This window comes from Nocardioides sp. Z30_9, from assembly GCF_058215735.1.
Window position 1 is genome coordinate 823292 of sequence record NZ_JBZAJF010000001.1, and the last position, 23280, is coordinate 846571.

Below are 23280 nucleotides of genomic sequence, written 5' to 3' on the forward strand. Positions count from 1 at the left end.
ATTCTTGCACGCGAGAGGCCTGCGGTCAGGCGGTTCGATCCCGCCGCCGACAGGTGCGCGCCCACGAGCGCCGGGGACACCCCACAATGGTCCCCATGGAATGGTTGCTGCTCGCGATCTCGGTGGGCCTCGTGCTCGCGTGCGGCGGGTTCGTGGCCGCCGAGTTCTCCCTGGTCACCGTGGACCGCGCGGAGGTCGACAACGCGGCCAGCTCGGGAGACCCGGCCGCAGTGGGGGTCCAAAGCGCGCTGCGCTCCCTGTCCACCCAGCTCTCCGGCGCCCAGGTCGGGATCACCCTGACCAACCTCGCGATCGGGTTGCTCGCGGAGCCGGCCATCTCCGCGCTGATCCAGGAGCCGCTCACCGCGCTGGGGCTGGCCGAGGGCGCGGTGAAGCCGACGGCACTCACCCTCGGCCTGCTGATCTCCACCGCCGCCACGATGATCTTCGGTGAGCTCGTGCCCAAGAACATCGCGATCGCGCTCCCCCTGGAGACCGCCAAGGCGACCCAGGGCTTCCAGCGCGGCTTCACCACGGCGATGAAGTACCCCATCCGCGTGCTCAACGGCTCCGCCAACGCACTCCTGCGTGCCATGGGCGTGGAACCACAGGAGGAGCTCCGCTCGGCCCGGACCTCCGAGGAGCTGGCCTCGCTGGCCGGCCGGTCGGCCAGCGAGGGCACGCTGGACTCCGAGACCGCCCACCTCGTGCAGCGCTCGCTCGCCTTCGGCCCCCGGACCGCCGGCGAGATCATGACCCCACGCGTCCAGATGGCCTGCGTCGACGCCACCGACCCGGTCAGCGAGATCATCGAGCTCTCCGGGGTCACCGGGTTCTCCAAGTTCCCGGTCATCAAGGGCACCACCGACAACATCGTCGGATCGGTCCACGTCAAGCAGGCCGTGGCCGTGCCCCGCTCCGAGCGCGACGACACCTTGATCCGTGAGGTGATGGTGGAGGCGACGGTGGTGCCGGAGTCCCTGCGCCTGGACCCGCTGCTCTCGCTGCTGCGCGCCGAGGGCTTCCAGATGGCGATCGTCTCCGACGAGTACGGCGGCACGGCCGGCGTGGTCACCCTCGAGGACGTGGTCGAGGAGATCGTGGGCGACATCGCCGACGAGCACGACCGCTACGGGTCCCGGATGCGCCAGCGCCCGGACGGCTCCTGGATCCTCTCCGGGCTGCTGCGGCCCGACGAGGTCGTCGGCACCACCGGGATGCAGCTGCCCGAGGACGAGAGCTACGACACCGTCGCCGGCCTCCTGGTCCGCGAGCTCGGCCGGATCCCCGCACGCGGGGACAGCGTGCTGGTGCCCTTGCCGCTGGTCATCCCCGAGGACGACGACGAGGAGCCCGTGCAGGAGCATGCGCTGATGCGGGTCGAACGGATGGACGGGCTGCGCGTGGACCGGATCTCGATCCGCCGGCTGGTCCCCGAGGCCGGTGACGACTCGGGTCACCTCGTCGCTGACCCGACGAAGCGCGAGACGGGGAGGCGCTCATGAGCACCCAGGGTGCCCTGTGGCTCGGGCTGGTCCTCCTGCTCGGCAACGCGTTCTTCGTGGGGGCCGAGTTCGCGCTGGTCTCGGCGCGGCGTACGCAGATCGAGCCGCGCGCCATGGCCGGCTCCCGGATCGCGCGCACCACGCTGCGGGCGATGGAGAACGTCTCGCTGGTGATGGCCGGGGCCCAGTTCGGGATCACGGTGTGCTCGCTGGGCCTGGGCGCCGTCGCGGAGCCTGCCCTGGCGCACCTGATCGAGCCGGTCGCCCACGCCGCCCACCTGCCGGACGCCTGGCTGCACCCGGTGGCCTTCACGATCGCGATGATCTGCGTGGTCTACCTGCACGTCGTGCTCGGGGAGATGGTGCCCAAGAATCTCGCCCTGGCCGGTCCCGAGCGCGCAGCACTGCTGTTCGGCCCGCCGATGATGGTGGTCGTGACGGTGCTCAAGCCGGTGGTGTGGCTGCTGAACGCCGTGGCGAACGCCATCCTGCGGCTGGTCCACGTCGAGCCCCGTGACGAGGTCTCCTCCTCGTTCACCCGCGAGCAGGTCGAGGCGATGGTGACCGAGTCCCGGCACGAGGGGATGCTCGAACAGGGCGAGTACGAGCGCCTCTCCGGCGCCTTGGGCTTCACCTCGCGCACCGTTGCCGACGTGCTGCTGCCGCTCGACCAGATCGAGACCGTCACCCGGGGCGCCCGCGCCTCCGACGTCGAGGTCGTCTGCGCCAACACCGGCTTCTCACGGTTCCCCGTCGTCGGGACCGATGGTGAGCTCGTGGGCTACCTGCACATCAAGGACGTGCTCCAGTCCGATCCCCACGGTCGCGCGCGAGTCGTGGAGGACAAGTGGATCCGGCCGCTGGCCGGCGTACGCACCTCGGACACCCTGGTCGCTGCCCTGCAGACCCTGCAGGTCAAGGGCGCCCACATGGGGCGGGTCTTCGACGACGCCGGGGCGGTGGTCGGCGTTGCGACGCTCGAGGACGTCATCGAGGAGCTGGTCGGCGAGATCCGCGACGCCGCGCACGCCGACGGCCGCTGAGCAGCCGGCGCTGAGCAGCCGGCGCCGAGATCCGGCGCCGGGATCCGGCGCCGAGATCCGAGAAGAGTGAGCGGCCGGGAGACCAGCGCCGTGGTTGGGAAAGGGTCTCCCGGCCGTGCCTAGAGAGTACTCATAAAAGGCGTTTCAGGCATTCAAGTCTTATAACTTTTTTCGGAAGAATCGGGCGCAGGCTGGTCCGTGGTGCCGGCGGCGGCAGCCGCTGCCACCCGATCCCTGGCGCCGGCCAGGAACAGGTATTCCACGTTGCGCAGCCGCTTGACCGTCCCCACCTTCTCCCCCGTCGGCCCGTGGATGCCGATCTGCGCCCCGACGTACCGCTTGGAGTCGAACGCGAGCACCTGCACACACTCGTGTCCGGCGTCCCGCAGGGCGATCGTCATCTCCTCCGGGGTGATCCAGGACTCGTCGTTGTAGGAGACCACCACCACCTCGGCCCGGGCCCGGCGGATCAGGTCGGCGAGGGCGACGGGCATCGACCGCTTGCGGTTGAACACGCTGCGGGTGTGGTCCTCGCGCGCGTCGACCCGCTTGCACGCGACCCCGTAGTGCTCGGGCTCGTCGCCGCGCACCAACGTCTCCCAGACGTGGTAGTTGGTGAAGTAGCGGTGCTGGTTGTACGGCGGGTCGAGGTACATCAGGTCCACGCGGTCGAGGCCGTCCACCGACCCCATCACGTCGCCCCGCACGGTGTGGCCGGCGCCCGGGAGCAGCTCGGGCACCCGGAGCTCGAGGTCGCGGTGGGACCGCGGCGACCACTCCTTGAGGTAGGCCATCTGGAGCCCCAGCGTGGAGTCCACCCGGTCAGCGGCGATCAGCAGGGCGGTCAGCAGGATCGCCCGGACCGTCCCCTCGGTCCCGTCCGACCCGGCGGGATGGTCGCGCTCGATGGCGGCACGGATGGCGTCGATGCGGGCGCCGTTGCGTGGCTGGAAGTAGCGCGACTCCTCACAGAAGGTTCGGGTGACGTAGCCCGGCGTCCCCGGCAGGGCGTTCAGCTGCCGCAGCTCCGAGACCAGCGCCTCGACGTCGACCGTGCGCGCGTCGGTGGCGATGTAGCAGTCGCTGAGCACCTCGCTGTAGGAGGCGGCGTCAGTGGCGGTCACCTCGACCCCGCGCCGCTTGAACTCCTGCGCCACCCGGGTGGTGCCGGTGAACATGTCCACCGCGGTGCCCGCCGCGACCGCGGTGGCGATCTCGCCGAGCACGGGCACGAGCAGCCGCTTCGAGCCCAGGTACTTGATCACCCTCGGCATGTTAGGGCGCTGAGGTGGGCCTGTGCGGGCGACTCGTCACGCGGACGGACGCAGGCGGCGCCGCGTGACCTTCAACACCTGTAGAATGGTGCTACTCGGTTCCGAGGCAGCCTCCACCCGGGAAGGCCATCGGGACGGAGTGAGAGGCGAGAGTGATGAGTACGTCGAACAGCGCCACCCACGCGCGCCAGCCGCTGAGGCTGCGCATGGTGGAGACCCCCGGCAAGCAGCCCCTGGACGGAGGGTGGTGGCCGCAGAGCCGCGACCTCACCGTCGAGCTCGCGGACCTGGTCGACAACTTCCCCGCCGAGCTCGGCCGGATCGTCAAGGTCATGATCTCCCCGCCCGACTGGGACGACGCCCCGCGCCGCGTCCCGACCAAGCGGGGCTACGTCAAGGTCGGCTTCGACGCCGACGACGACACTCACGTGCTGGTGGTGACCACCTCGGAGCGCACCGAGCACTGCGTCCTGGTCGTGCCGCCGGAGCTCTCGCGCGGCAAGGGCGAGGAGGCCCTGAACGCGGCGACCACCCCCGGTTACGCCAGCTCCCCCACCGCCCTGCTGGCCGCGGTGCAGGAGTCGCCCGAGGCCGAGGACGGCGAGCAGTGGAACGACGCCGGTGAGGCGTGGTGGGGCTCCTCCACCGCCCCGTCGTACCGCAACGCCACCACCTGAGGTCGCCTGAGCCTCACATCTCACCGGCGGGCTGCTGGGCGAGCTCGACCAGGTCTGCGACGGAGTCGACGACCCGCGTGGGCCGGTAGGGGAAGAGCTCGACCTGGTGCGGCCGGGTCGAGCCTGTGGAGACCAGAACGGTCCTGATCCCGGCCTCGAGGCCGCTGATGATGTCGGTGTCCATCCGGTCCCCGACCATCACGGTGCTCTCGGAGTGGGCCTCGAGCCGGTTCAGCGCGCTGCGCATCATCAGCGGGTTCGGCTTGCCGACGAAGTACGGCGTCCGGCCGGTCGCCTTGCTGATCAGGGCCGCCACCGCACCCGTGGCCGGCAGCGTGCCCTGCATGCTCGGCCCGCTGGGGTCGGGGTTCGTCGCGATGAACCGGGCACCGCCCTCGATCAGCCGCACGGCGCGGGTGATCGACTCGAAGGAGTAGGTGCGCGTCTCCCCGAGCACGACGTAGTCGGGATCCCGGTCGGTCATCACGTAGCCGACCTCGTGGAGCGCGTTGGTGAGCCCGGCCTCCCCCACCACGTAGGCGCTGCCGCCCGGGCGCTGGTCGGCGAGGAACCCGGCCGTGGCCAGCGCGGAGGTCCAGATGGCGCTCTCCGGGACGTCGATCCCGCTGGTGAGCAGGCGAGCACGCAGGTCGCGCGGGGTGAAGATCGAGTTGTTCGTCAGGACGAGGAACTTCTTGCCGGAGAGCTTGAGCGCCTCGACGAACTCCTTGGCCCCCGGGACCGGCTCCTCCTCGTGCACCAGGACGCCGTCCATGTCGGTCAGCCAGGTCTCGATCGGGCGCACGTTCTCCATGGTCATCCATGCTCCCACGCCCTGTTCCGCGCTTCCGGCGTTCCGGAGACGGCCCCGCAGGAGCGAGGCGCATCACACGGTTGTAGTTTACGCGTGACGCGCGGCGTGTCGGCTTGACCTTTGGCAAAATCCTTCACTCAGAGCACTTTCTGTCACTACACTCACACCTCGTGACCAGATCTGGGCGTTTTGCCTCATTCGGAGTCAGCCTGTTGCTGATCGGGGGGCTCAGCGTCACTGCGGGGGCCGCTCCCGCGTCCGCGACCATCACCACCCTGTGCAAGGGGTACGCCGGGTGCGCGAAGGCCGGGATGGGCGACGGCGGCTACTCGGCGGTCTCGAAGACGATGTACTGGCGGATGTACGCCGGGCACAACTGCACCAACTACGCCGCCTACCGGATGATCCGCAACGGACACTCGGCCACCCGGCCCTGGACCGGGAACGGCAACGCCACCAACTGGGGCACCCAGATGGCCCGCATCACCAACTCCACCCCCACGGTCGGGTCCGTGGCCTGGTGGCGGGCCGGGGTCAAGCCGGCAGGATCCGCGGGTCACGTCGCCTACGTCGAGCGCGTGGTCTCCGCCAACGAGATCATCGTGTCGCAGGACAGCTGGAACGGTGACTTCTCGTGGACCCGGATCGTCCGCACCGGGACCGGGTGGCCCAGCGGGTTCATCCACTTCCGCGACGTCGCCGGCCCGGTCGCACCCGCGACCCCTGCCCCCAAGCTCGTCGCCACCAAGCTCCCCACGATCACCGGGGTGGCCAAGGTCGGCTCGGTCCTGACCGCCTCCCCCGGCACCTGGAGCCAGCCCGGCACCACTCCGCACTACCAGTGGATGGCAAACGGTGCGCCCATCTCCGGCGCAGCGAAGATCACGTTCACCCCGCAGGCGGCACAGCTGGGCAAGGCGATCGCCGTGCGGGTGACCGTGGTGAAGGCCGGCTTCCCGAACACCCCGGCCTGGTCGGCAGCCACGGCAGCAGTCGCAGGCGAGGCACCTGCCGGGAGGCCTGCCCTGAAGCTTCCCTCGGCGCCCAAGCTTACGGGCACAGCGCGCCCCGGCTCCACGGTGACGGTCAAGCTCCCTGCCCTGCCGCCGCAGTCCGGCGTCGCGGTGCAGTGGATCCGCGGCTCGCAACCGATCTCCGGAGCGACCGCCGCCACCTACCGGCTCAGCGCCGCCGATGCCGGGTCACGTGTCCTGGCGCAGGTGCGGGTGACCCGTGCCGGCTACGAGCCCCTCACCACCCGGACGACCCCGTCCGCGGTGGTTCGGGCCAAGCCCGTGATCAAGGTCGTCAGCGCGCCCGGCAAGCGCATCCTGTGGGTCAACGCCTCGGTCGTCGGCAGCGGCATCGGCCCGGCGTCCGGAGTCCTCCAGGTCAGGTCGCGCGGCAAGGTGCTCGCCGTACTCCCGTTGCGCAACGGCGCTGCGCGGGCCACCGTGACCAAGGTGCCTCGCGGCAAGCGCATGTTCCGCTTCCGCTACGTCGGCACCGCGACGGTGGACCCCGGCCTCCTCCAGCGCCGGATCAAGATCCGCTGACCCAGGGCCCGACCGAACCGCGACATGGCGGTCGAGCAGCCAGACGTCCGCCGGGTGAGCCGACAACCAGACGTACGCCGGAGCAGGCGACCCCAGGGTGGTCGAGCAGCGAGCGGATAGTCGAGACCACGCCAGGTGCGCCAAGCACCAGACCTACGTCGGTGCACGCGACCCCAAGGTGGTCGAGCAGCGAGCGCAGCCTTGCGTTGAGCAGCGGGCGCCAGCGAGCGAAACAGTCGAGACGAGCGGAAAGTCGAGACCACGCCAGGTGCGCCAAGCACCAGACCTACGCCGGTGCACGCGACCCCAAGGTGCTCGAGCAGCGAGCGAAGCCTTGCGTTGAGCAGCGAGCACCAGCGAGCGGACAGTCGAGACGAGCGGAAAGTCGAGACCACGCCAGGTGACCCGAGCGCGCCAACTTCACACAAGAAACTTTCCAAATAGTTTGCAAATGCCCAGTGGAACAAGGGGAATCTCGCCAGTTCCTGTCGGTGCTCGCTGCTTGGATTGATCCATGACCAGCCAGCCGGACACTCCTCCGGACACCCCGCCAGGCGCCTCGTGCGCCGGCCGGGTCGCGGCCGAGCTCGCCCGGATCCGGCGTCAGGTCCAGGGGCTGCAGGACACGTTGTGGGCGGCTGGGCGCGGCGAGGAGCTGATGGACACCGTCGCCGAGATCGAGGCGCTGAAGTCCACCCTCGATGCCGTCGAGCTCGAGGTCGTGCACGAGCTCGAGGTCACCAACGCCGTGAAGCCGGTCGGGTGGGCCTCCACCCAGGACTTCCTCACCTCGATCACCGGCGGCCGCAAGGGCACCGGCCCCGCCACCGTGCGGCTCGCGGCGGCGGTGCAGGCCCCGGTGCTGGCCCCGGTCGGTGTGGCGCTCGCGGACGGGTGGCTCTCGGTCACCAAGGCGCAGGTGATCGAGCGGGCCGTCGAGGACCTGCCCACCGACCCGGACCTCCGCGTCCGTGGGTGCCAGGCGATGCTGGCCGAGGCCAAGGCGCTCGATGCCACCGAGCTGGCCAAGCTCGGCCGGGTCCTGGTCACGCTCGTGGACCCTGACGGTGAGGAGCGTCGTGCCGAGCGGGAGATGGAGCGTGAGGACCGCGCCGCGCACCTCGACCGCGACCTCAACGTCCGCTTCGACACCGCCGGAGGCTGCTGGATCAAGGGCCGCTGCTCGGCCGAGGACGGCGCCAAGCTCCGCGCCACCCTCCTCCCCCTGTCAAAACCGGTCCCCGCCAACGGCCCGGTGTGCGACCTCGACACCTGCGAGATCCCCGGCTGCGGCCACGACGGCCGCGACCCCCGCGACCACGGCGCCCGGATGCTCGACGCCCTGGTCGAGCTCTGCGACCGTGCCGCCACCGCCGAGCTCCTCCCCGAGTGCCACAGCGCGTCCCCGCGGGTCTCGGTCACCATCACCCTGGCCGACCTCCAGCAGCAGACCGGGTTCGGGACCACGGAGACCGGCGAGGACATCTACGTCGCCGCCGTACGCCGGATGGCATGCGACGCCCACGTCATCCCGATCGTCCTCGGCACCGACGGCGAGGTCCTCGACGTCGGCCGCCAGCTGCGGCTGGTCACCGCCGCGATCTGGAAGGCCCTCGTCGCCCGGGACAAGCACTGCCGATTCCCCAACTGCACCCGGCCACCGGTGATGTGCCACGCCCACCACCTCATCCACTGGGCAGACGGCGGGCCGACGTCGCTGGCGAACACGCTCCTGCTCTGCGGCCACCACCACCGCCTCGTCCACGCCGGGCCCTGGCAGATCAGGGCCACCGGACCCAACGAGTTCGAGTTCACCCCACCACCCGGCGTACGCCGGATGACCTCGGCTGGACGGGAGCCGCCTGACGGGTGAGGTCTGCGCGCGGGGTCACGGGAGTGGTCTCGACTGTCCGCTCACTGCGTTCGCTGCTCGACCACCATGCGGTCGCCGCAGTGGTCACTGCTCGACCACCACGGGGTCGACGCAGTGGTCCCTGCTCGACCACCTTGGGGTCGCCAGCGTTCGCTGCTCGACCACCTTGGTAGGGAGGGTGGGGCTCGAACCCACGACCCAAGGATTATGAGAACGATCGGGCATCAAAGCCAGGCGACCCGACCGAACGTGCTCCGGGTCAATAACTCCACCTGATCAGGGGAAAGACGGTCGCGACTGTCTTTTCTCTTCAAGTGGTTTCGGACCATGCTGCGGATCGCATGTGGACTCGTTGCGGACCGCTCCTGCGCTTGGATCCCGATAGCCCGCCGCACCGGGGCGCCGGCCGGCGGGTCAAGGTTCGAGCTTGCTCGATCGCGCAGCGACGCGGATGCGACCTTGAGGCGCTGGTCGGTGTCCGGATCATCGGGAGGCCGGGATCGAAGCTCTCGGCACTTCAGGTCCGGCTCGGCGAGGACGGCGCGCCAGCGCCGCCCGCAGCCGTTCCCGTCGGCGGAGCCGGCGGCTTGACGAAGAGAAGAGATTCATCACCGATGCGTGTCGTCCGAGGCCGGGGCACTGGGTTTCGGCGTCAAGCAAGCGCACTCTTATGGCCGATGTGCGGACGTGCGTCATTGCACCGCGTGTGACCCTCAAGGCCCTACTCGCATCGACCACAACGCCCGTACCGGACGGTGTCCGGCCCTACTCCCCCGCCACCCGGGCCGTCCCCACCGGAGCTCCGCTCAGCCGAACATTGGCAGCGTGCGAGTTCACGCTTGAACCGCCGGGGGTACGTATCGCCCGCCAATGTTCAAAAGGGAGCGTGCAAGGCCGCCCCGTCATGGTGCCAACGATCCCAGGCCTTTGCCCGTGCTGTCTTGAGTCGAGAGTCACGGTCACAAGTGCGTTGGCGGTTTTGACGCTGGGTGCGTTCTCGACGTGACCCGTCCGACGATCGACCCACTCTCCGCTCGCCTGAGCTCCGCCTCGTGGTGGTTCCGCTCCTCGGACGGGCGTCTGAACCTGTGGCAACTGCCGAATGCGGCGCTGTCCGTCTGGATGGTCACCCTGGTGCTGGGGAGGTTCGAACTGTCGGCCGCCCACAGCACCGCCGTAGACGGCATCCGCCACGGGGCACTTCTCGTGTGGGCGCTCGACGAGGTCGTTCGTGGCGCCGGCCCGTTCAGGCGCACGCTTGGCGCGGCGGTCCTCGCAACTCAGCTCGCGTCGCTCGTCCTAGGCTGACCCCCGCGCGGTCTGGCCGCCGCGTTAGGTACCCAACTCGGAGGTCGTCGGCGACAGTGGCCAAGATCTGTTTGAAGTCACCGGGCGCAACGCTCGCGTTTGTCGAGGTATCGAATGAGCTCGCCACATGCTGACATGTGCTGCGGTAGCTCGAGTATTCGGTCTGCTGCCGACTGCCGCTCACGTCAGTTCGGCAAGCCTGGCCAGTCCGGGGCGCGTGTGAGTCGCCAGGCGTTCACGTGCGTCGTCCAGCGCGGCGGACGCGGGATGTCCGGGCGGGATCCGGGCCGGGTTGAGCGCCACCAGGTCCGCCCATTCCTTGATGTCGGGCTCGGCCGAGAAGGACATGGCGTTCCGGATGCCCAGGACGTTCATTCTCGCCCACTCCGCCATCGAGTTGGGGTAAGGCGACGGCGGGCAGAGGCGGTTCTTCTCGTCGTCGTCCTGGCGGGTCGCCTCGACGTACCCAACGAGTGCCGCGCCGAAGCACGGAAACCCGGCCCTGATTGGCTGCAGGGTGATCGCCTCGGGGCGCCAGACGGGGATGATCCCGGGGCACTTCAGCCCGTCCGCCGCGCAGTGCACGACAAGAGCGTCGTCGGCGACGGCGACAGACCCGTCGGCGAAGCTCAGCTTGCCCCGGTCCACGGTCTCGATGTGCCCGCGTCGTACGACGTTCCCGACGGTGCGCAGCTGCTCGAGCTCCCACGCAGCCAGGGTCGGCGCCTTGGCCATCGTCGGCATGACCGTGCGGTCGATGCGCAACACGACGCCGGCATCTTCCAGCCGGAGGAACAGGTCCTCGAGCGAGGTCGCCTCCACGGCCGCCTGCATGGTGTCGGCAGCCATGCCGAGAAAGACCGCGGGATCGGGCTGGACCAGCGCCCGGTTCAGCATCCAGGGGTCGCGGGGGCGCACCCAGCAGACGGCGTCCGGGTCCACCCCACGCGCCAGCAGCCAGATGATCGCGTCGGTGGCGGTCTTGCCCGACCCGGCGACGACGTACTGACTCGGCGCCTGCTCCAGTCGGGCCAGGCCGTTGACCGGAACCACCCGGGCGCCCTCGGAGACGCCGAACGGGGGCGGCTTCTCCGCGGGGATGCTGGGGGCCAGGTAGCGGGCGTCGACCATCCGGCACCCGCGCCGGCGTCTCGAAACGCTCGCCGGAGATGCGCGAGACGATGGTGTGGTCGCCGAGGTACTCGGTGTTGGGGAAGAACTCGACCTTGCCCGACTCCAGCATCCGGTCGAGCATCCGGGCGTAGTAGGCGCAGATCTCCGACTGGGACGCCCGCTCCTGCAGGCCCTCCTCGGGTCCGCGCTGCTGTAGCTGGCCGCCGCCCAGCAGGGTCGACGCGACCCCGTAGAAGGCCGAGGCCTGGTGCAGGCGGACGAAGGGGTACGCCTCGAGCCAGTGCCCGCTGGCACCGTGGCGCCGGTCGATCAGCGCCACGCGTACGTCGGCGTGGTCGGTCAGGGCGTCGGTGAAGGCCATCCCCATCGCACCCGCTCCGACGACGAGGTAGTCGGCGTCGATGGTGCCGGTCATCCCTTCACGGTGACACCGCCGCGGCACGGAGTCCAGAGGCCGCTGCCGAGTCAGGCCTTCGATGCGCGAGCGTCGGACACGGCGACCGTCACGGTGCCGTCGCTGCGGTGCGCCCCTTCGCGTCACCCGGCCCCGGTCAGCCCGGCCGCCCCGCTCACCTGCCCGCGCCGATGGATCGGGCTCCTGATTCCTCTCCGGTCGGCGTCTGCAAGAACGTCACGAAGGACATCGGCGAGAGTCCGGATCATTCGCGCAGTGAACCAGGGAGCATCGTCGGTTCCCGATGCGCGGGCCCTGCGCCGGCGGCTCGCCGTGGTCCGCACTGCGATCGACCTGGGCAGGTGAGCTACGGGACGCCAAAGTCACACCAGCATCGCTCGGTGCCCATCCCCCGCACGTTGGTCGACGACCTGGCGCGCCTTGTCGTGGGCAGGAAGCCAGATGACCTCGTGTTCACCTCGCCCCGTGGGGCTCCGTTGCGCAACCACAACTTCCGGGCTCGGGTCTTCGATCCGGAGGCTGCCGCCATCGGCGTACCGCAGCTGACACCGCACGACCTGCGGCACACGGCGGCGAGCCTCGCGATCCAGGCCGGGGCGAACGTCAAGGCAGTCCAGCGCATGCTTGGTCACGCCTCCGCGGCGATGACCTTGGACGTCTAGGCCGGCCTCTTCGGGGACGATCTGGACGACGTCGCCGAGCGGCTCGTCGAGGCTGTTGCTCAAGCTCGTGCGGACTCGTTGCGGACTCGTCAGCCCGGGCAGGACGTGCTCCCGTTCGACCCCAGGGAGCCTGATGCGGGCTGACCTGGGAAAACTCTTCGTAGGGAGGGTGGGGCTCGAACCCACGACCCAAGGATTATGAGTCCTTTGCTCTAACCGACTGAGCTACCTCCCCGAGGCGGCTGAGCCTACCGAGGCGGGCGCGCCGCCGGTCGGCGGCACGCACGCCGTGGGGCTACGGCTCAGCTGTCCCGGTGCTTGTGGCGCGGCTTCTTGCCGCCGTGATGTGCAGGCCCGTCGTCGTTGAAGCGCTTGGGGCCCGACCGCGGGGCCGGTCCCTTGTCGCGCTGCAGGTCGATCAGGACACCGGAGATGCGGGTCGAGGAGAGCCGGTCCAGGGTGTCGGCGGGGAGCTCGGGCGGGAGCTCGACGAGCGAGAAGCCGGGCTTGATGTCGATCCGGCCGAAGTCCGAGCGCTTGAGCCCGCCCTCGTTGGCCAGCGCACCCACGATCTGCCGCGGCTCGACGTGGTGCCGCTTGCCGACCGAGATCCGCCAGCGGACCAGGCCGGTCGCGGGCTCGCGCCGCTCGCGACGCTCCTGGGCGGCGGGCTCGGGCATGTCCTCGAGGAACAGCGGCTCCCCGTCCTGGGCGAGTACGGCGATCGCGGCCGCGATGTCCTGGGCAGGGACGTCGTGCTCCTGCTCGTAGGCCTGGACCAGCTCGCGGAACATCCCGACCTGCGGGTCGGTGAGGGCCTGGCCGATCGCCTCGGTGAACTTGGCGACCCGGAAGGCGTTCACGTCCTCGACGGTCGGCAGGCTCATCTGCTGCAGCGTGGTGCGGTTGGCCTTTTCGATCGCGCGGAGCAGGTAGTTCTCCCGCGGGGTGACGAACGAGATCGCCTCGCCGCTGCGGCCCGCGCGGCCGGTGCGGCCGATGCGGTGCACGTAGGACTCGGTGTCCGTGGGGATGTCGTGGTTGATCACGTGGCTGATCCGCTCCACGTCGAGGCCGCGGGCGGCCACATCGGTAGCGACCAGGATGTCGAGCTTGCCCTTGCGGAGCTGGTCGATCGTCCGCTCCCGCTTGTCCTGGGCCACGTCACCGTTGATCGCCGCCGCCGCGAACCCGCGGGCGCGCAGGCGTTCCGCGAGCTCCTCGGTGGCGTGCTTGGTGCGCACGAAGACGATCATCCCGTCGAAGTTCTCCACCTCGAGGATGCGGGTGAGCGCGTCCAGCTTCTGGTGGTGCGCGACCTTGAGGTAGCGCTGGGTGACGTTGGTGGCCGTGCCCGACTTGGACTTCACGGTGATCTCGGTGGCACCGGGCGCGTACTTCTTGATGATGCGCCTGATCTGCGCCGGCATCGTCGCGCTGAACAGCGCCAACTGCTTGCTGTCCGGGGTCCCGGCCAGGATCGTCTCGACGTCCTCGGCGAAGCCCATGTTCAGCATCTCGTCGGCCTCGTCGAGCACCACGAAGCGGATCTCGCTGAGGTCCAGCGTGCCCTTCTCGATGTGGTCCATCACGCGGCCCGGTGTGCCGACGACGACGTGCACGCCGCGCCGCAGTGCGCTCAGCTGGACGCCGTACCCCTGGCCGCCGTAGACGGGGAGCACGTGCAGTCCCTTGAGGTGCGCGGCGTAGCGGCCGAACGCCTCGGAGACCTGCAGCGCCAGCTCACGGGTCGGCGCGAGGACGAGGACCTGCGGCTTGGTCTGGGAGAGGTCGATGCGCGAGAGGATCGGGAGAGCGAAGGCAGCGGTCTTGCCGGTGCCGGTCTGCGCCAGCCCGACGACGTGCTGGCCGGCCAGCAGGGGCGGGATGGCCTCGGCCTGGATCGGTGAGGGAGTCTCGTAACCGACGTCACGCAAGACCCTCTCCACCTTGGGGTCAAGTCCTAGTTCGTCGAAACGGGGGGCTGATTCATTGCTCTCACTCACCGGACAATGGTAGGGCCGCGAAACGCTCGGACCTATTCGGCTCCGGTGGCGCTCCCCCGCCGTGCAGCGCGGGCGTAGGTTCGGCCCATGGACGCACCTGAGCCGCTGGAGCCCCTCGACGAGACCTGGCGCCGCGCCCTGTGCGTCGTCGCCCACCCCGACGACATGGAGTTCGGCGCAGCCGCGGCGGTCGCGAGGTGGACCGGACAGGGCAAGTGGGTCGGCTACACCATGGTCACCAGCGGCGAGGCCGGGATCGACTCGGTCCACCCCGACACGTGCCGCGTCGTGCGCGAGGCCGAGCAGGTCGACTCCGCGCGCATCGTGGGCGTGGACACGGTCGACTTCCTGCGCGAGCCCGACGGCATCCTGGAGTACGGCGTGCCGCTGCGCTGGCGGATCTGTGCCGAGGTACGCCGCCACCGACCCGACGTCGTCGTGACCGGCAACTTCCGCGACACGTGGGGCGGGCGCAACCTCAACCAGGCCGACCACATCGCCGTCGGCAAGGCGGTGCTCGACGCGGTCCGCGACGCCGGGAACCGCTGGATCTTCCCCGAGCAGCTGACCGACGGCACCGAGCCGTGGGGCGGCGTGCATGAGGTCTGGGCCTTCGGCTCACCCCAGGCCCAGCACGCGGTCGACACCACCGACACCTTCGACGCCGGGGTGCTGTCGCTCGAGGCGCACCGCGCCTACATCGACGGGCTCGGCTGGGAGAACTGGGACCCGCGCGAGTTCCTCGAGGGCGCTGCGCGGGCGGCGGGACAACGCCTCGGCGTCGCCTTCGCCGCGCCCTTCGAGGTGATCCCGATGGGGTGGGGCGACTAGCCGGTCACCGGGCCTTGCTGATCGGCGCCTTCCGGCCGGGGACCCGGACCCGGGTGACCGGGCCGAGCGGCGTGGCCAGCCTGCCCCGGACCATCTGGATCCGGAACTCGTAGGTCGCCCGACGGGCCAGGAGCCCGGTGCGCAGCGTCGACCTCGGTCGCACGGCGACCGGGAACGACGCCTTGCGTCCCTTGCGACGGGTCCAGACCCGGACGCCGTCGATCGTCTGCCCGTCCCAGGTGAGCACCGCTCGACGCCCCTGGAGGACCACCCGCACGCGCGGCTGACGGTTCCAGCCGGTGGTGCGGAACAGCGCCGAGGTCCGGGGAAGCACGCCGATCCGGTGGAAGGTCTCTGCCAGCCGCTGCGCGATCAGGGTCTCCCCCGTCGGGTTCGGGTGCAGGTTGTCGTAGGTGTGTGCCGCCGCCGACCACCCGCGAGCCGTGTCGGCCACGGTGATCGGCGAGACCGGCGTGCTCAGCTCCACCGCCGCGGACCGCAGCAGCCCGTTGTACTCCGAGATCCTCCGCCCCAGCGACGGGCGCGTGGACATCGAGGACCCCAGCACCGGCGAGAGGACCAGTCGCACGCCGGGCCTCGCCTGCCTCGCGGCGTGGACCCAGGCGCGCAGCCGTTGCGCCGTCTGCGCAGGAGAAGCGCCCCGGCGCAGGTCGTTGATCCCGGCTGCCAGCAGCACGATCTCCGGGCGCTGCGACCGGACCTCCCGCTCGATCTGCCCGGCGTGCCATGCCAGCAGCGAGCCACCCTGCGCGAAGTGGTTGCGGTCGAACCCCGGGGCGAGGTACGACGAGCCGGGGTAGCCGGGCGAGACGTACGGCGCGGAACGGGAACCGACGAAGTCGACCGCGACCCGCTGCCGACGGAACTCCCCCCACAGCCGGTAGCGCCAGGAGTAGTCCCCGTGGAAGCCGTGGGTGATCGAGTCCCCGGTCATCAGGATCCGCAGCGGTCCCCGGCTGGTCGCGGGAGTGGCTGCGCGCGCCGCTGCCGGTGCCGCCGCCAGCACCGCTGCTGCCGGGCTGCCTGCTCCGGTGACGGCGTGGGTTGTCTCGGTCGGCAGCAGGGCCCCGAGCAGGGCCACGACAACGAGCACGAGGGAGGTGGATCCAGTCCGAGACACCGCGAAATTACATCGGCCCAGCGCCCCATTGTCCGAAGAATCCCGAAACCTCCCCCGGGTGGGTCAGTTCTCTCAGCCGGCGGACCCCTGGACGTGCGTGTCCGCGACACTCAGCGCCCGGTCCAGGATGGAGAGCCCGTCCTTCACCTCGGTGTCGGTGACCGTGCACGGCGGCACCACGTGGATGCGGTTGAAGTTCACGAACGGGAGCAGTCCCCCGTCCTTGCACGCCGCCACGACCGCCTGCATCGCCGGCGAGGTGCCGCCGTACGGCGCCAGCGGCTCGCGCGTCGCCGGGTCCCGGACCAGCTCCACCGCCCAGAAGACGCCCATGCCGCGGACCTCGCCCACGCTGGGGTGACGCTCCGCGAGGTCGCGCAGCCCGGGGCCGATCACGTCGCGGCCCACCCGCGCCGCGTTCTCCACGATGCCCTCGTCCTTCATGGCGCCGATACTGGCCACGGCTGCGGCACACGCCAGCGGGTGGCCGGAGTAGGTGAGGCCGCCGGGGTAGACCCGGTCGGCGAAGGAGGCCGCGATCCGCTCGGAGACGACCACTCCACCCAGGGGCACGTAGCCGGAGTTGGAGCCCTTGGCGAAGGTGATCAGGTCGGGGGTGATGTCCCAGTGGTCCACCGCGAACCACTCACCCGCCCGGCCGAACCCGGCCATCACCTCGTCCGCGACGTAGACGATGCCGTGCCGGTCGCAGATCTCGCGCACGCCGGCCAGGTAGCCGTCCGGCGGGACGAGGACACCGGCGGTGCCCGGGATGCTCTCCAGGACCACGGCGCCGATCGTCGCCGGTCCTTCGAAGGCGATCACCTGCTCGAGGTGCTCCAGGGCGCGCTGGCACTCCTGCTCGCTGTCGTCGGACCAGAACGGCGAGCGGTAGGGGTAGGGACCGAAGAAGTGCACCACGCCCGTGGCGCCCCCGTCGTTGGGCCACCGGCGGGGGTCGCCGGTCATCTGCACCGCGACCGAGGTGCCGCCGTGGTAGCTGCGGTAGGTCGTCAGCACCTTGTGCCGTCCGGTGTGCAGCCGCGCCATCCGCACGGCGTGCTCGATGGCGTCCGCGCCGCCGTTGGTGAAGAACACCTTGTTCAGGTCCCCCGGCGCCAGCTCGGCGATCAGCCTCGCGGCCTCGGACCGCTCGGCGTTCGCGTGCTGGGGGGCGATCGTGCACAGCTTGGCCGCCTGGGCCTGGATCGCGGCGACGACCTTGGGGTGCTGGTGACCGATGTTGGTGTTGACCAGCTGGGAGGAGAAGTCGAGGAACCGGTTGCCGTCGTAGTCCCAGATGTAGGACCCCTCGGCACCCGCGATCGTCATCGGGTCCAGCTGCTCCTGGGCCGACCAGGAGTGGAAGACGTGGGCACGGTCGAGCTCATAGGCGCGTGCGCCGACCGGGTCGTGCGGCAGGTTCGACATCGAGAGCTCCTCAGGTGTTCTGCGGGAAGCCGAGGTTCAGGCCTCCGTGGCCCGGGTCGAGCCACCGCGAGGTGATGACCTTGCCACGGGTGTAGAACGAGACGCCGTCGGTCCCGTGCGCGTGTGTGTCACCGAACAGGCTGTCCTTCCAGCCCCCGAAGGAGTAGTACGCCATCGGGACCGGGATCGGGACGTTGACCCCGACCATGCCGACCTGGACCTCGTTCTGGAACCGGCGGGCGGCGCCGCCGTCGTTGGTGAAGATGGCCGTGCCGTTGCCGTAGCGGTTGGCGTTGACCAGGTCGAGTGCCTCGTCGTACGACGTCGCGCGGATGACCGAGAGCACCGGGCCGAAGATCTCGTCGGTGTAGATGCTCATCTCCGGCGACACGTGGTCGAACAGGGTGGGGCCGAGCCAGAAGCCGCCCTCGTCCCCGTCGAACTCCTGGGTGCGGCCGTCCACCACCAGCGAGGCACCCGCCTCCTCGCCCGCGGCGACGTAGGAAGCCACCTTGTCGCGGTGCTCTCCGGTCACCAGCGGCCCCATGTCGGTGCCGCGACGGCCGTCGCCGGTGCGCAGGGTGGAGACCCGCTCCACGATCTTCTCGACCAGCTCGTCGCCGACGGGGTCGACGACGACCAGTGCCGAGATCGCCATGCACCTCTCACCGGCCGACCCGAAGCCGGCGTTGACCGCTGCATCCGCCGCGAGGTCGAGGTCGGCGTCCGGGAGGACGACCATGTGGTTCTTGGCACCGCCCAGGGCCTGCACCCGCTTGCCGTGCGAGGTCCCGGTCTCGTAGACGTAGCGCGCGATTGGGGTGGAGCCGACGAAGGACACAGCGGCGACGTCGGGGTGGGTGAGCAGCCGGTCCACGGCGACCTTGTCACCGTGGAGGACCGAGAAGACCCCGGCGGGCAGGCCCGCTTCCTCCCACATCTCGGCCAGCAGCATCGAGGCGGAGGGGTCCTTCTCGCTCGGCTTGAGCACGACGGCGTTGCCGCAGGCGATCGCGATCGGGACGAACCACAGCGGCACCATCGCGGGGAAGTTGAACGGGGAGATCACCGCGACCACCCCGAGGGCCTGCCGGATCGAGTAGACGTCGACCTTGGTGGAGACGTTCTCGCTGAACCCGCCCTTGAGCAGGTGCGGGGCGCCGCACGCGAACTCGACGACCTCGAGGCCGCGGGTCACCTCGCCGAGCGCGTCGGAGAGGACCTTGCCGTGCTCGGCCGTGATGGCCGCGGCGACGTCCTCCTTGCGCTGGTCGAGCAGGTCGCGGAACTTGAACAGCACCTTGGTGCGCACCGACAGCGAGGACTGGCCCCAGGCGCGCGCGGCGCTGGAGGCTCCTGCGATGGCCAGGTCCGCGGTCTCCCGGTCGGCCAGGTCGACCTGGGCGGCCACCTTGCCGGTGGCGGGGTCGAAGACGTCCCCGGACCGTTCCGTGGTGCCGCCGAACGGCTTGCCGTCGATCCAGTGGGTGATCCGTCGAGTCATCCGAGCCTCCGCAGCCGTCGCGTCATGGGGGTAGGTGTCTGAGCCTGCCGGGACCGGGGGTACGCACACAAGGGACAACCTGGTCAGAGATGAACAAGAAGTCTTACAGTGTGTAAATGCTGCCCTCGGTCCGCGAGATCCTGGCCCTGCCCGTACTGCGTGAGGGCGGCCCCACCGTCGCCGCCGGCGCCGCCGGCCTGGACGCCCCCGTCCGGTGGGTGCACGTGAGCGAGCTGGCCGACATCGCCTCGCTGCTGCGCGGCGGCGAGCTGATCCTCACCACCGGGATCGCGCTCCCGGCCCGGGCCGCCGGCCAGCGTGCGTACGTCGAGGAGCTCAGCAACGCCGGCGCGCACGGGGTGGTCGTGGAGCTCGGGCGGCGCTGGGCCCGGCTCCCGGCAGCCCTGGTGAACGCCGCCGAGGAGCACGACCTGCCCCTGGTCACGCTGGAGTCACCGGTGCCCTTCGTCGCGGTCACCGAGGCGGTGCACGCCCGGATCATCAACGCGCAGTACGAGCTGCTGCAGCAGTCCGAGGCGGCACACCGCGCGTTCACCACCTTGTCGGTGGAGGGGTCCTCGGTGGCCGACATCGTCTCGCGCGCGGCCCAGATGAGCGGGCACGCCCTGGTCCTGGAGGACCTGTCGCACCGGGCGGTGGCCAGCGACCCCGGGCCGTCCTCCACCCCGGCACTGCTCGTCGACTGGGAGAGCCGCTCCCGGGCGATCCGGGACCAGCCCCCCGCCGACGGCACCTGGGTGAGCGTCCCCGTGGGGCCCCGGTCCCAGCAGTGGGCCACCCTGGTCGCCCCGGAGGCGACGCCCGACGACCTCCACCTCGCGATCGTGCTGGAGCGCGCCACCGAGGCCCTGGCCCTGCACCGCCTGCTGGAGCAGGACGAGGTCAGCCTCGAGCAGCAGGCCCACCGAGCGGTCCTCGAGGACCTGCTCTCGGAGCACGAGGAGGGGCGCACCACCGACGAGGAGGCGGCCCGGGCACGCGTCCGGGCGCTGGGTCTGCCGGTCGAGGACCGCGCCTTCGTGGCGGTCGCCGTCTGGTCCCCCTCCCCCGTGGCCCTGGACCCGATCGCCCTCGAGCGCCGGGACCGCTCCCTGGCCGAGATCGTCGCCCGGGCCGCTCGGCGGGGCCGGGTCGCGACCCTGGTCGCGACCGTCGCGTCGGGACAGGTGCTCGTGCTGTGCTCCCTGCCGGCGCGCCCCACGGCCGACCTCACCCGTGCCGCGCGACGACTCTCGACCGCGGTCGAGGAGGAGCTGCGCAGCGCCGGGTGGTCGGCGCCCCACACCGTCGGGGTGGGCGACCCGGTCGGCACCATGGCCGAGACCGGCTCCTCCCTGGTGCTCGCGGCGCACGTCGCGCAGGTGGCCTCCGCACTTCCCGGCATCCGCCGCTCGTACTACGTCAGCGCCGACCTGCGCGTCCGCGGGCTGATCAGCGCGCTGGGCGACGACCCCCGCCTGGTCTCGTTCGCGGAGTCGGAGCTGGGCCGGCTGCGGGCGCACGACCGGCGCCACGACACCGACCTCACGGCGACCCTGCACGCCTTCCTGGCCGCCCGGGGCAACAAGAGCGAGCTGGCCCGGCGCAGCCACCTGAGCCGGCCCGCGCTCTACGCCCGGCTGGCGAGGATCGAGCAGGTGCTGGGCGTCGACCTCGAGGACGCGGAGTCGAACGTCTCCCTGCACGTGGCCCTGCTCGCGACCCAGGCCCACGCCGACCCGCGCGCGGTGCGTTGACGTAGCCGCCGCCAGGCCGGTATACATGAGGGACATTGTGTATACCGAGCGGAGCGCAGTCATGACCCTGTCCATCCCGGAGCTCCGGCTCCCGACCGGCACCCTGCCCACCGGCCTGCGGATCGGCGGCGCCGTCCTCGCGGGCCACGGCGACCGGCTCGACGTACGCAATCCCGCCACGGGCGACGTCCTGGCCACCGTGGAGAGCGCGAGCCTGGACGACATCGACCACGCCGTCCGCGTCGCGGACGAGACCTTCCGGTCCGGGGTGTGGAGCGAGATGCCGATCCACGACCGCGCCCAGGTGATGCACCGGTTCGCGGACGGCATCGAGGCCCGGATGACCGACCTCTACCAGCTCGAGACGGCGAACAACGGCCGCCCGATCACAGAGACCAAGGCGCAGATCACCCGGCTGCCGGAGTGGTACCGCTACAACGCCTCGCTGCTGCTGGCCGATCGGGACTCGGTGGTGCCGATGCGCGGCGACTACCACTCCTACACCAGCCGGCTCCCCCTCGGTGTGGTGGCGATCCTCGCCTCGTTCAACCACCCGATGATGATCGCCTCCAAGAGCCTCGCGCCCGCCCTGGCCACCGGGAACTCGGTGGTGCTCAAGCCCTCCGAGCAGACCCCCCTCACCGCGATGCTCCTCGGCGACATCGCCCGCGAGGCCGGGATCCCCGACGGCGTTCTCAACGTGGTCAACGGCCTCGGCCCCACCGCCGGGGCTGCGCTCACCGGGCACGAGCTGGTCCGCAAGGTCGTGTTCACCGGCGGTACCGAGCCGGGCAGGTCCATCGCCCGGGCGACCGCAGAGCGCTTCGCCAAGGCCACGCTCGAGCTCGGCGGGAAGTCACCGGTGCTCTTCTTCGACGACACGCCGGTCGACGTCGCGGCTCGGGGCGCCGCTTTCGCCGGGTTCATCGGAGCCGGCCAGACCTGCATCGCCGGCAGCCGGCTGATCGTCCAGCGGGGCATCTACGAGCCGTTCGTCGAGGCGCTGTCGACCGTCGCGGCGAACATCCGGATCGGCGACCCCTCCTCCCCCGACACCCAGCTCGGACCCGTCATCTCCGACCGGGCGCGTCAGCGCATCCTGGGCTACGTCCAGCAGGGGCTCGACGCGGGCGCCCGGCTGGCCGCCGGTGGGCGCGCGGCCGAGGTCCCGGGCCTGGAGGGCGGCTACTTCGTGGAGCCGACCGTCCTCGCCGACGTCACCAACGAGATGGCGGTGGCCCGCGAGGAGATCTTCGGCCCCGTCGTCGTGGTGATCCCGTTCGACGACGAGGACGAGGGCGTAGCCATCGCCAACGACTCCCCCTTCGGTCTCGGCTCGGCCATCTGGACCCGCGACGTGGCACGTGCCCACCGGGTCGCCCACCGCCTCGAGGCCGGGATGGTGTGGGTCAACGACCACCACCGGCTGGACCCCTCCTCCCCGTGGGGCGGGCTGAAGGACAGCGGTGTCGGTCGCGAGGGCGGCTGGGAGTCTTTCCACGACTTCACCCACGTCCGGGCGGTCACCATCCGCACCGCTCCGGACGACGTGGACTGGTACGGCGGACTAGCAACCGGGAGGTTGAACTGATGAGTGACCTGACTGTCCACGACCCTGTCGACGGAGTCGTCCTGGTGGAGGTCGACCTGCCACCGGGCAACCTCTACAGCCTGGGGGTCTGCCGGCGACTGACCGAGCTGCTCCAGCAGCCGCCGGAGGGCGCGCACGTCCTGCGGCTCCGCGCCGCCGGTGACGCGTTCTGCCTCGGGCGCGAGCGCGGTGGCACCACCCCCGCCGAGGTCCGCACCGAGGCCGAGGTCCTGGTCGCGCTGATGCGCGCGCTGCGGACCACCCGCCTGGTCACGGTCGCCGAGGTCCAGGGCGACGCGGCCGGGTTCGGCGTGGGGCTGGCCGCGTTCTGCGACGTCTCCATCGCCCTGGAGACGGCTCGCTTCTCCTTCCCCGAGGTCGGCATCGGCCTCGCCCCGGCTCTGGTGCTCGCCTGGCTGCCCCGGGTCGTCGGGGAGCGCGAGGCGTTCTGGCTGACCGCGACCGGCGAGGCGATCACCGCAGCCCGGGCCGTCGAGCTCGGCCTGGTCAACGCGACGGCCGGATCGGTCGAGGACCTGCGCAAGCAGAGCGACGAGCGGGTTGCGGCACTCACCGCCCGCAGCCCCCGCGTGCACGCCGACATCAAGTCGATGCTGCGGATGTTCGCCGAGGTCGGCGACGACGTGGCCCTCGACGTCAGCCTCGACCGGCTGGTCGTCGGTTCGCTGCGCCGCGGCGAAGGCTGAACGCCGTCACCAACGCGAGGCTCCCGGGCCACCCCGAGTGCGACACACTGA

Annotated in this window: 18 protein-coding genes, 1 tRNA gene and 1 pseudogene; 11 read left to right on the plus strand and 9 right to left on the minus strand. The window is 70.8% G+C overall.

The annotated features are described in order from the left end of the window. The first annotated feature begins 95 nt into the window (after positions 1–95). A complete protein-coding gene (locus AC4BGB_RS04085) occupies positions 96–1505 on the plus strand; it encodes a hemolysin family protein (RefSeq protein WP_490544955.1) in 1410 nt (469 codons plus the stop codon). Further along, positions 1502–2548: a hemolysin family protein gene (locus tag AC4BGB_RS04090; RefSeq protein ID WP_490544957.1), complete on the plus strand. Its 1047-nt coding sequence runs from the start codon at positions 1502–1504 to the stop codon at positions 2546–2548. Before AC4BGB_RS04085 ends, AC4BGB_RS04090 begins: the two co-directional genes overlap by 4 nt. 152 nt (positions 2549–2700) lie before the next feature. On the opposite strand, the gene AC4BGB_RS04095 is transcribed toward AC4BGB_RS04090, so the two are convergent. Continuing rightward, positions 2701–3813, minus strand: coding sequence for a DNA adenine methylase (locus AC4BGB_RS04095; RefSeq protein ID WP_490544958.1), 1113 nt, complete (start codon positions 3811–3813; stop codon positions 2701–2703). Between the two features lie 164 nt (positions 3814–3977). Between AC4BGB_RS04095 and AC4BGB_RS04100 the strand changes: the two genes are divergently transcribed. Next, entirely contained in the window at positions 3978–4499 is a 522-nt protein-coding gene (locus AC4BGB_RS04100; protein WP_490544959.1) for a DUF5994 family protein, read from the plus strand. Positions 4500–4512: 13 nt separating this feature from the next. Here AC4BGB_RS04100 and AC4BGB_RS04105 read toward each other — a convergent pair whose 3' ends face one another. Then, positions 4513–5313: an HAD-IIA family hydrolase gene (locus tag AC4BGB_RS04105; protein WP_490546784.1), complete on the minus strand. Its 801-nt coding sequence runs from the start codon at positions 5311–5313 to the stop codon at positions 4513–4515. A 212-nt stretch (positions 5314–5525) separates the two neighbouring features. On the opposite strand from AC4BGB_RS04105, the gene AC4BGB_RS04110 reads away from it, so the two are divergent. The 3 genes from AC4BGB_RS04110 (at position 5526) to AC4BGB_RS04120 (ending at position 10050) form a co-directional block, all read left to right on the plus strand. Further along, on the plus strand, positions 5526–6869 hold the full coding sequence (locus tag AC4BGB_RS04110) for a CHAP domain-containing protein (protein WP_490544960.1): 1344 nt from the start codon (positions 5526–5528) through the stop codon (positions 6867–6869). A gap of 514 nt (positions 6870–7383) precedes the next feature. Continuing rightward, the gene (locus tag AC4BGB_RS04115; protein WP_490544961.1) at positions 7384–8742 is read left to right on the plus strand and encodes an HNH endonuclease signature motif containing protein; all 1359 of its coding nucleotides are present in this window, start codon (positions 7384–7386) and stop codon (positions 8740–8742) included. Between the two features lie 1002 nt (positions 8743–9744). Continuing rightward, positions 9745–10050: a hypothetical protein gene (locus AC4BGB_RS04120; RefSeq protein WP_490544963.1), complete on the plus strand. Its 306-nt coding sequence runs from the start codon at positions 9745–9747 to the stop codon at positions 10048–10050. Between the two features lie 180 nt (positions 10051–10230). On the opposite strand, the gene AC4BGB_RS04125 is transcribed toward AC4BGB_RS04120, so the two are convergent. Together AC4BGB_RS04125 and AC4BGB_RS04130 are read right to left on the minus strand one after the other, a co-directional pair. After that, on the minus strand, positions 10231–11181 hold the full coding sequence (locus tag AC4BGB_RS04125; RefSeq protein WP_490544965.1) for a pyridine nucleotide-disulfide oxidoreductase: 951 nt from the start codon (positions 11179–11181) through the stop codon (positions 10231–10233). A gap of 328 nt (positions 11182–11509) precedes the next feature. Continuing rightward, positions 11510–11599, minus strand: a pseudogene (locus AC4BGB_RS04130) (hypothetical protein); the annotation flags it as partial. Positions 11600–11769: 170 nt separating this feature from the next. Here AC4BGB_RS04130 and AC4BGB_RS04135 point away from each other — a divergent pair. Next, on the plus strand, positions 11770–12261 hold the full coding sequence (locus AC4BGB_RS04135; protein WP_490546785.1) for a site-specific integrase: 492 nt from the start codon (positions 11770–11772) through the stop codon (positions 12259–12261). A 161-nt stretch (positions 12262–12422) separates the two neighbouring features. Here the strand turns inward: AC4BGB_RS04135 and AC4BGB_RS04140 are convergent. After that, positions 12423–12496: transfer RNA gene (locus AC4BGB_RS04140), tRNA-Met, on the minus strand. A 67-nt stretch (positions 12497–12563) separates the two neighbouring features. Beyond that, positions 12564–14198 (minus strand): DEAD/DEAH box helicase, encoded by a 1635-nt coding sequence (locus AC4BGB_RS04145; RefSeq protein WP_490544966.1) that lies wholly within the window; start codon positions 14196–14198, stop codon positions 12564–12566. Between the two features lie 156 nt (positions 14199–14354). On the opposite strand from AC4BGB_RS04145, the gene AC4BGB_RS04150 reads away from it, so the two are divergent. Continuing rightward, the gene (locus AC4BGB_RS04150; RefSeq protein WP_490544968.1) at positions 14355–15098 is read left to right on the plus strand and encodes a PIG-L deacetylase family protein; all 744 of its coding nucleotides are present in this window, start codon (positions 14355–14357) and stop codon (positions 15096–15098) included. A gap of 4 nt (positions 15099–15102) precedes the next feature. Here the strand turns inward: AC4BGB_RS04150 and AC4BGB_RS04155 are convergent, their stop codons facing one another. The 3 genes from AC4BGB_RS04155 to AC4BGB_RS04165 all read right to left on the minus strand — a co-directional run bounded on the left by AC4BGB_RS04155 (position 15103) and on the right by AC4BGB_RS04165 (position 19174). Then, complete coding sequence (locus AC4BGB_RS04155; RefSeq protein ID WP_490544970.1) at positions 15103–16239, minus strand: GDSL-type esterase/lipase family protein; 1137 nt, start codon at positions 16237–16239, stop codon at positions 15103–15105. 72 nt (positions 16240–16311) lie between these two features. Beyond that, the gene (locus tag AC4BGB_RS04160) at positions 16312–17670 is read right to left on the minus strand and encodes an aspartate aminotransferase family protein (RefSeq protein ID WP_490544972.1); all 1359 of its coding nucleotides are present in this window, start codon (positions 17668–17670) and stop codon (positions 16312–16314) included. A gap of 10 nt (positions 17671–17680) precedes the next feature. After that, on the minus strand, positions 17681–19174 hold the full coding sequence (locus AC4BGB_RS04165; protein ID WP_490544974.1) for a CoA-acylating methylmalonate-semialdehyde dehydrogenase: 1494 nt from the start codon (positions 19172–19174) through the stop codon (positions 17681–17683). A 116-nt stretch (positions 19175–19290) separates the two neighbouring features. Here AC4BGB_RS04165 and AC4BGB_RS04170 point away from each other — a divergent pair, with 116 nt between their 5' ends. From AC4BGB_RS04170 to AC4BGB_RS04180, 3 genes are all read left to right on the plus strand, one after another. Continuing rightward, on the plus strand, positions 19291–20931 hold the full coding sequence (locus AC4BGB_RS04170; protein ID WP_490544976.1) for a PucR family transcriptional regulator: 1641 nt from the start codon (positions 19291–19293) through the stop codon (positions 20929–20931). Between the two features lie 61 nt (positions 20932–20992). Further along, positions 20993–22522 carry an aldehyde dehydrogenase gene (locus tag AC4BGB_RS04175; protein ID WP_490544977.1) on the plus strand — a complete coding sequence of 510 codons (1530 nt, stop codon included), beginning with the start codon at positions 20993–20995 and terminating at the stop codon, positions 22520–22522. Further along, positions 22522–23229, plus strand: coding sequence for an enoyl-CoA hydratase/isomerase family protein (locus tag AC4BGB_RS04180; protein WP_490544979.1), 708 nt, complete (start codon positions 22522–22524; stop codon positions 23227–23229). Before AC4BGB_RS04175 ends, AC4BGB_RS04180 begins: the two co-directional genes overlap by 1 nt. Positions 23230–23280: the final 51 nt, after the last annotated feature.

What these genes read in the sequence shown, in the direction of transcription:
- AC4BGB_RS04135 (WP_490546785.1), top strand. Translation starts at nt 11,770, where the DNA reads ATGGATCGGGCTCCTGATTCCTCTCCGGTCGGCGTCTGCAAGAACGTC.
- AC4BGB_RS04150 (WP_490544968.1), top strand. Translation starts at nt 14,355, where the DNA reads ATGGACGCACCTGAGCCGCTGGAGCCCCTCGACGAGACCTGGCGCCGC.
- AC4BGB_RS04115 (WP_490544961.1), top strand. Translation starts at nt 7,384, where the DNA reads ATGACCAGCCAGCCGGACACTCCTCCGGACACCCCGCCAGGCGCCTCG.
- AC4BGB_RS04090 (WP_490544957.1), top strand. Translation starts at nt 1,502, where the DNA reads ATGAGCACCCAGGGTGCCCTGTGGCTCGGGCTGGTCCTCCTGCTCGGC.
- AC4BGB_RS04125 (WP_490544965.1), bottom strand. Translation starts at nt 11,181, where the DNA reads ATGGTCGACGCCCGCTACCTGGCCCCCAGCATCCCCGCGGAGAAGCCG.
- AC4BGB_RS04100 (WP_490544959.1), top strand. Translation starts at nt 3,978, where the DNA reads ATGAGTACGTCGAACAGCGCCACCCACGCGCGCCAGCCGCTGAGGCTG.
- AC4BGB_RS04170 (WP_490544976.1), top strand. Translation starts at nt 19,291, where the DNA reads ATGCTGCCCTCGGTCCGCGAGATCCTGGCCCTGCCCGTACTGCGTGAG.
- AC4BGB_RS04180 (WP_490544979.1), top strand. Translation starts at nt 22,522, where the DNA reads ATGAGTGACCTGACTGTCCACGACCCTGTCGACGGAGTCGTCCTGGTG.
- AC4BGB_RS04165 (WP_490544974.1), bottom strand. Translation starts at nt 19,174, where the DNA reads ATGACTCGACGGATCACCCACTGGATCGACGGCAAGCCGTTCGGCGGC.
- AC4BGB_RS04085 (WP_490544955.1), top strand. Translation starts at nt 96, where the DNA reads ATGGAATGGTTGCTGCTCGCGATCTCGGTGGGCCTCGTGCTCGCGTGC.
- AC4BGB_RS04160 (WP_490544972.1), bottom strand. Translation starts at nt 17,670, where the DNA reads ATGTCGAACCTGCCGCACGACCCGGTCGGCGCACGCGCCTATGAGCTC.
- AC4BGB_RS04175 (WP_490544977.1), top strand. Translation starts at nt 20,993, where the DNA reads ATGACCCTGTCCATCCCGGAGCTCCGGCTCCCGACCGGCACCCTGCCC.
- AC4BGB_RS04105 (WP_490546784.1), bottom strand. Translation starts at nt 5,313, where the DNA reads ATGGAGAACGTGCGCCCGATCGAGACCTGGCTGACCGACATGGACGGC.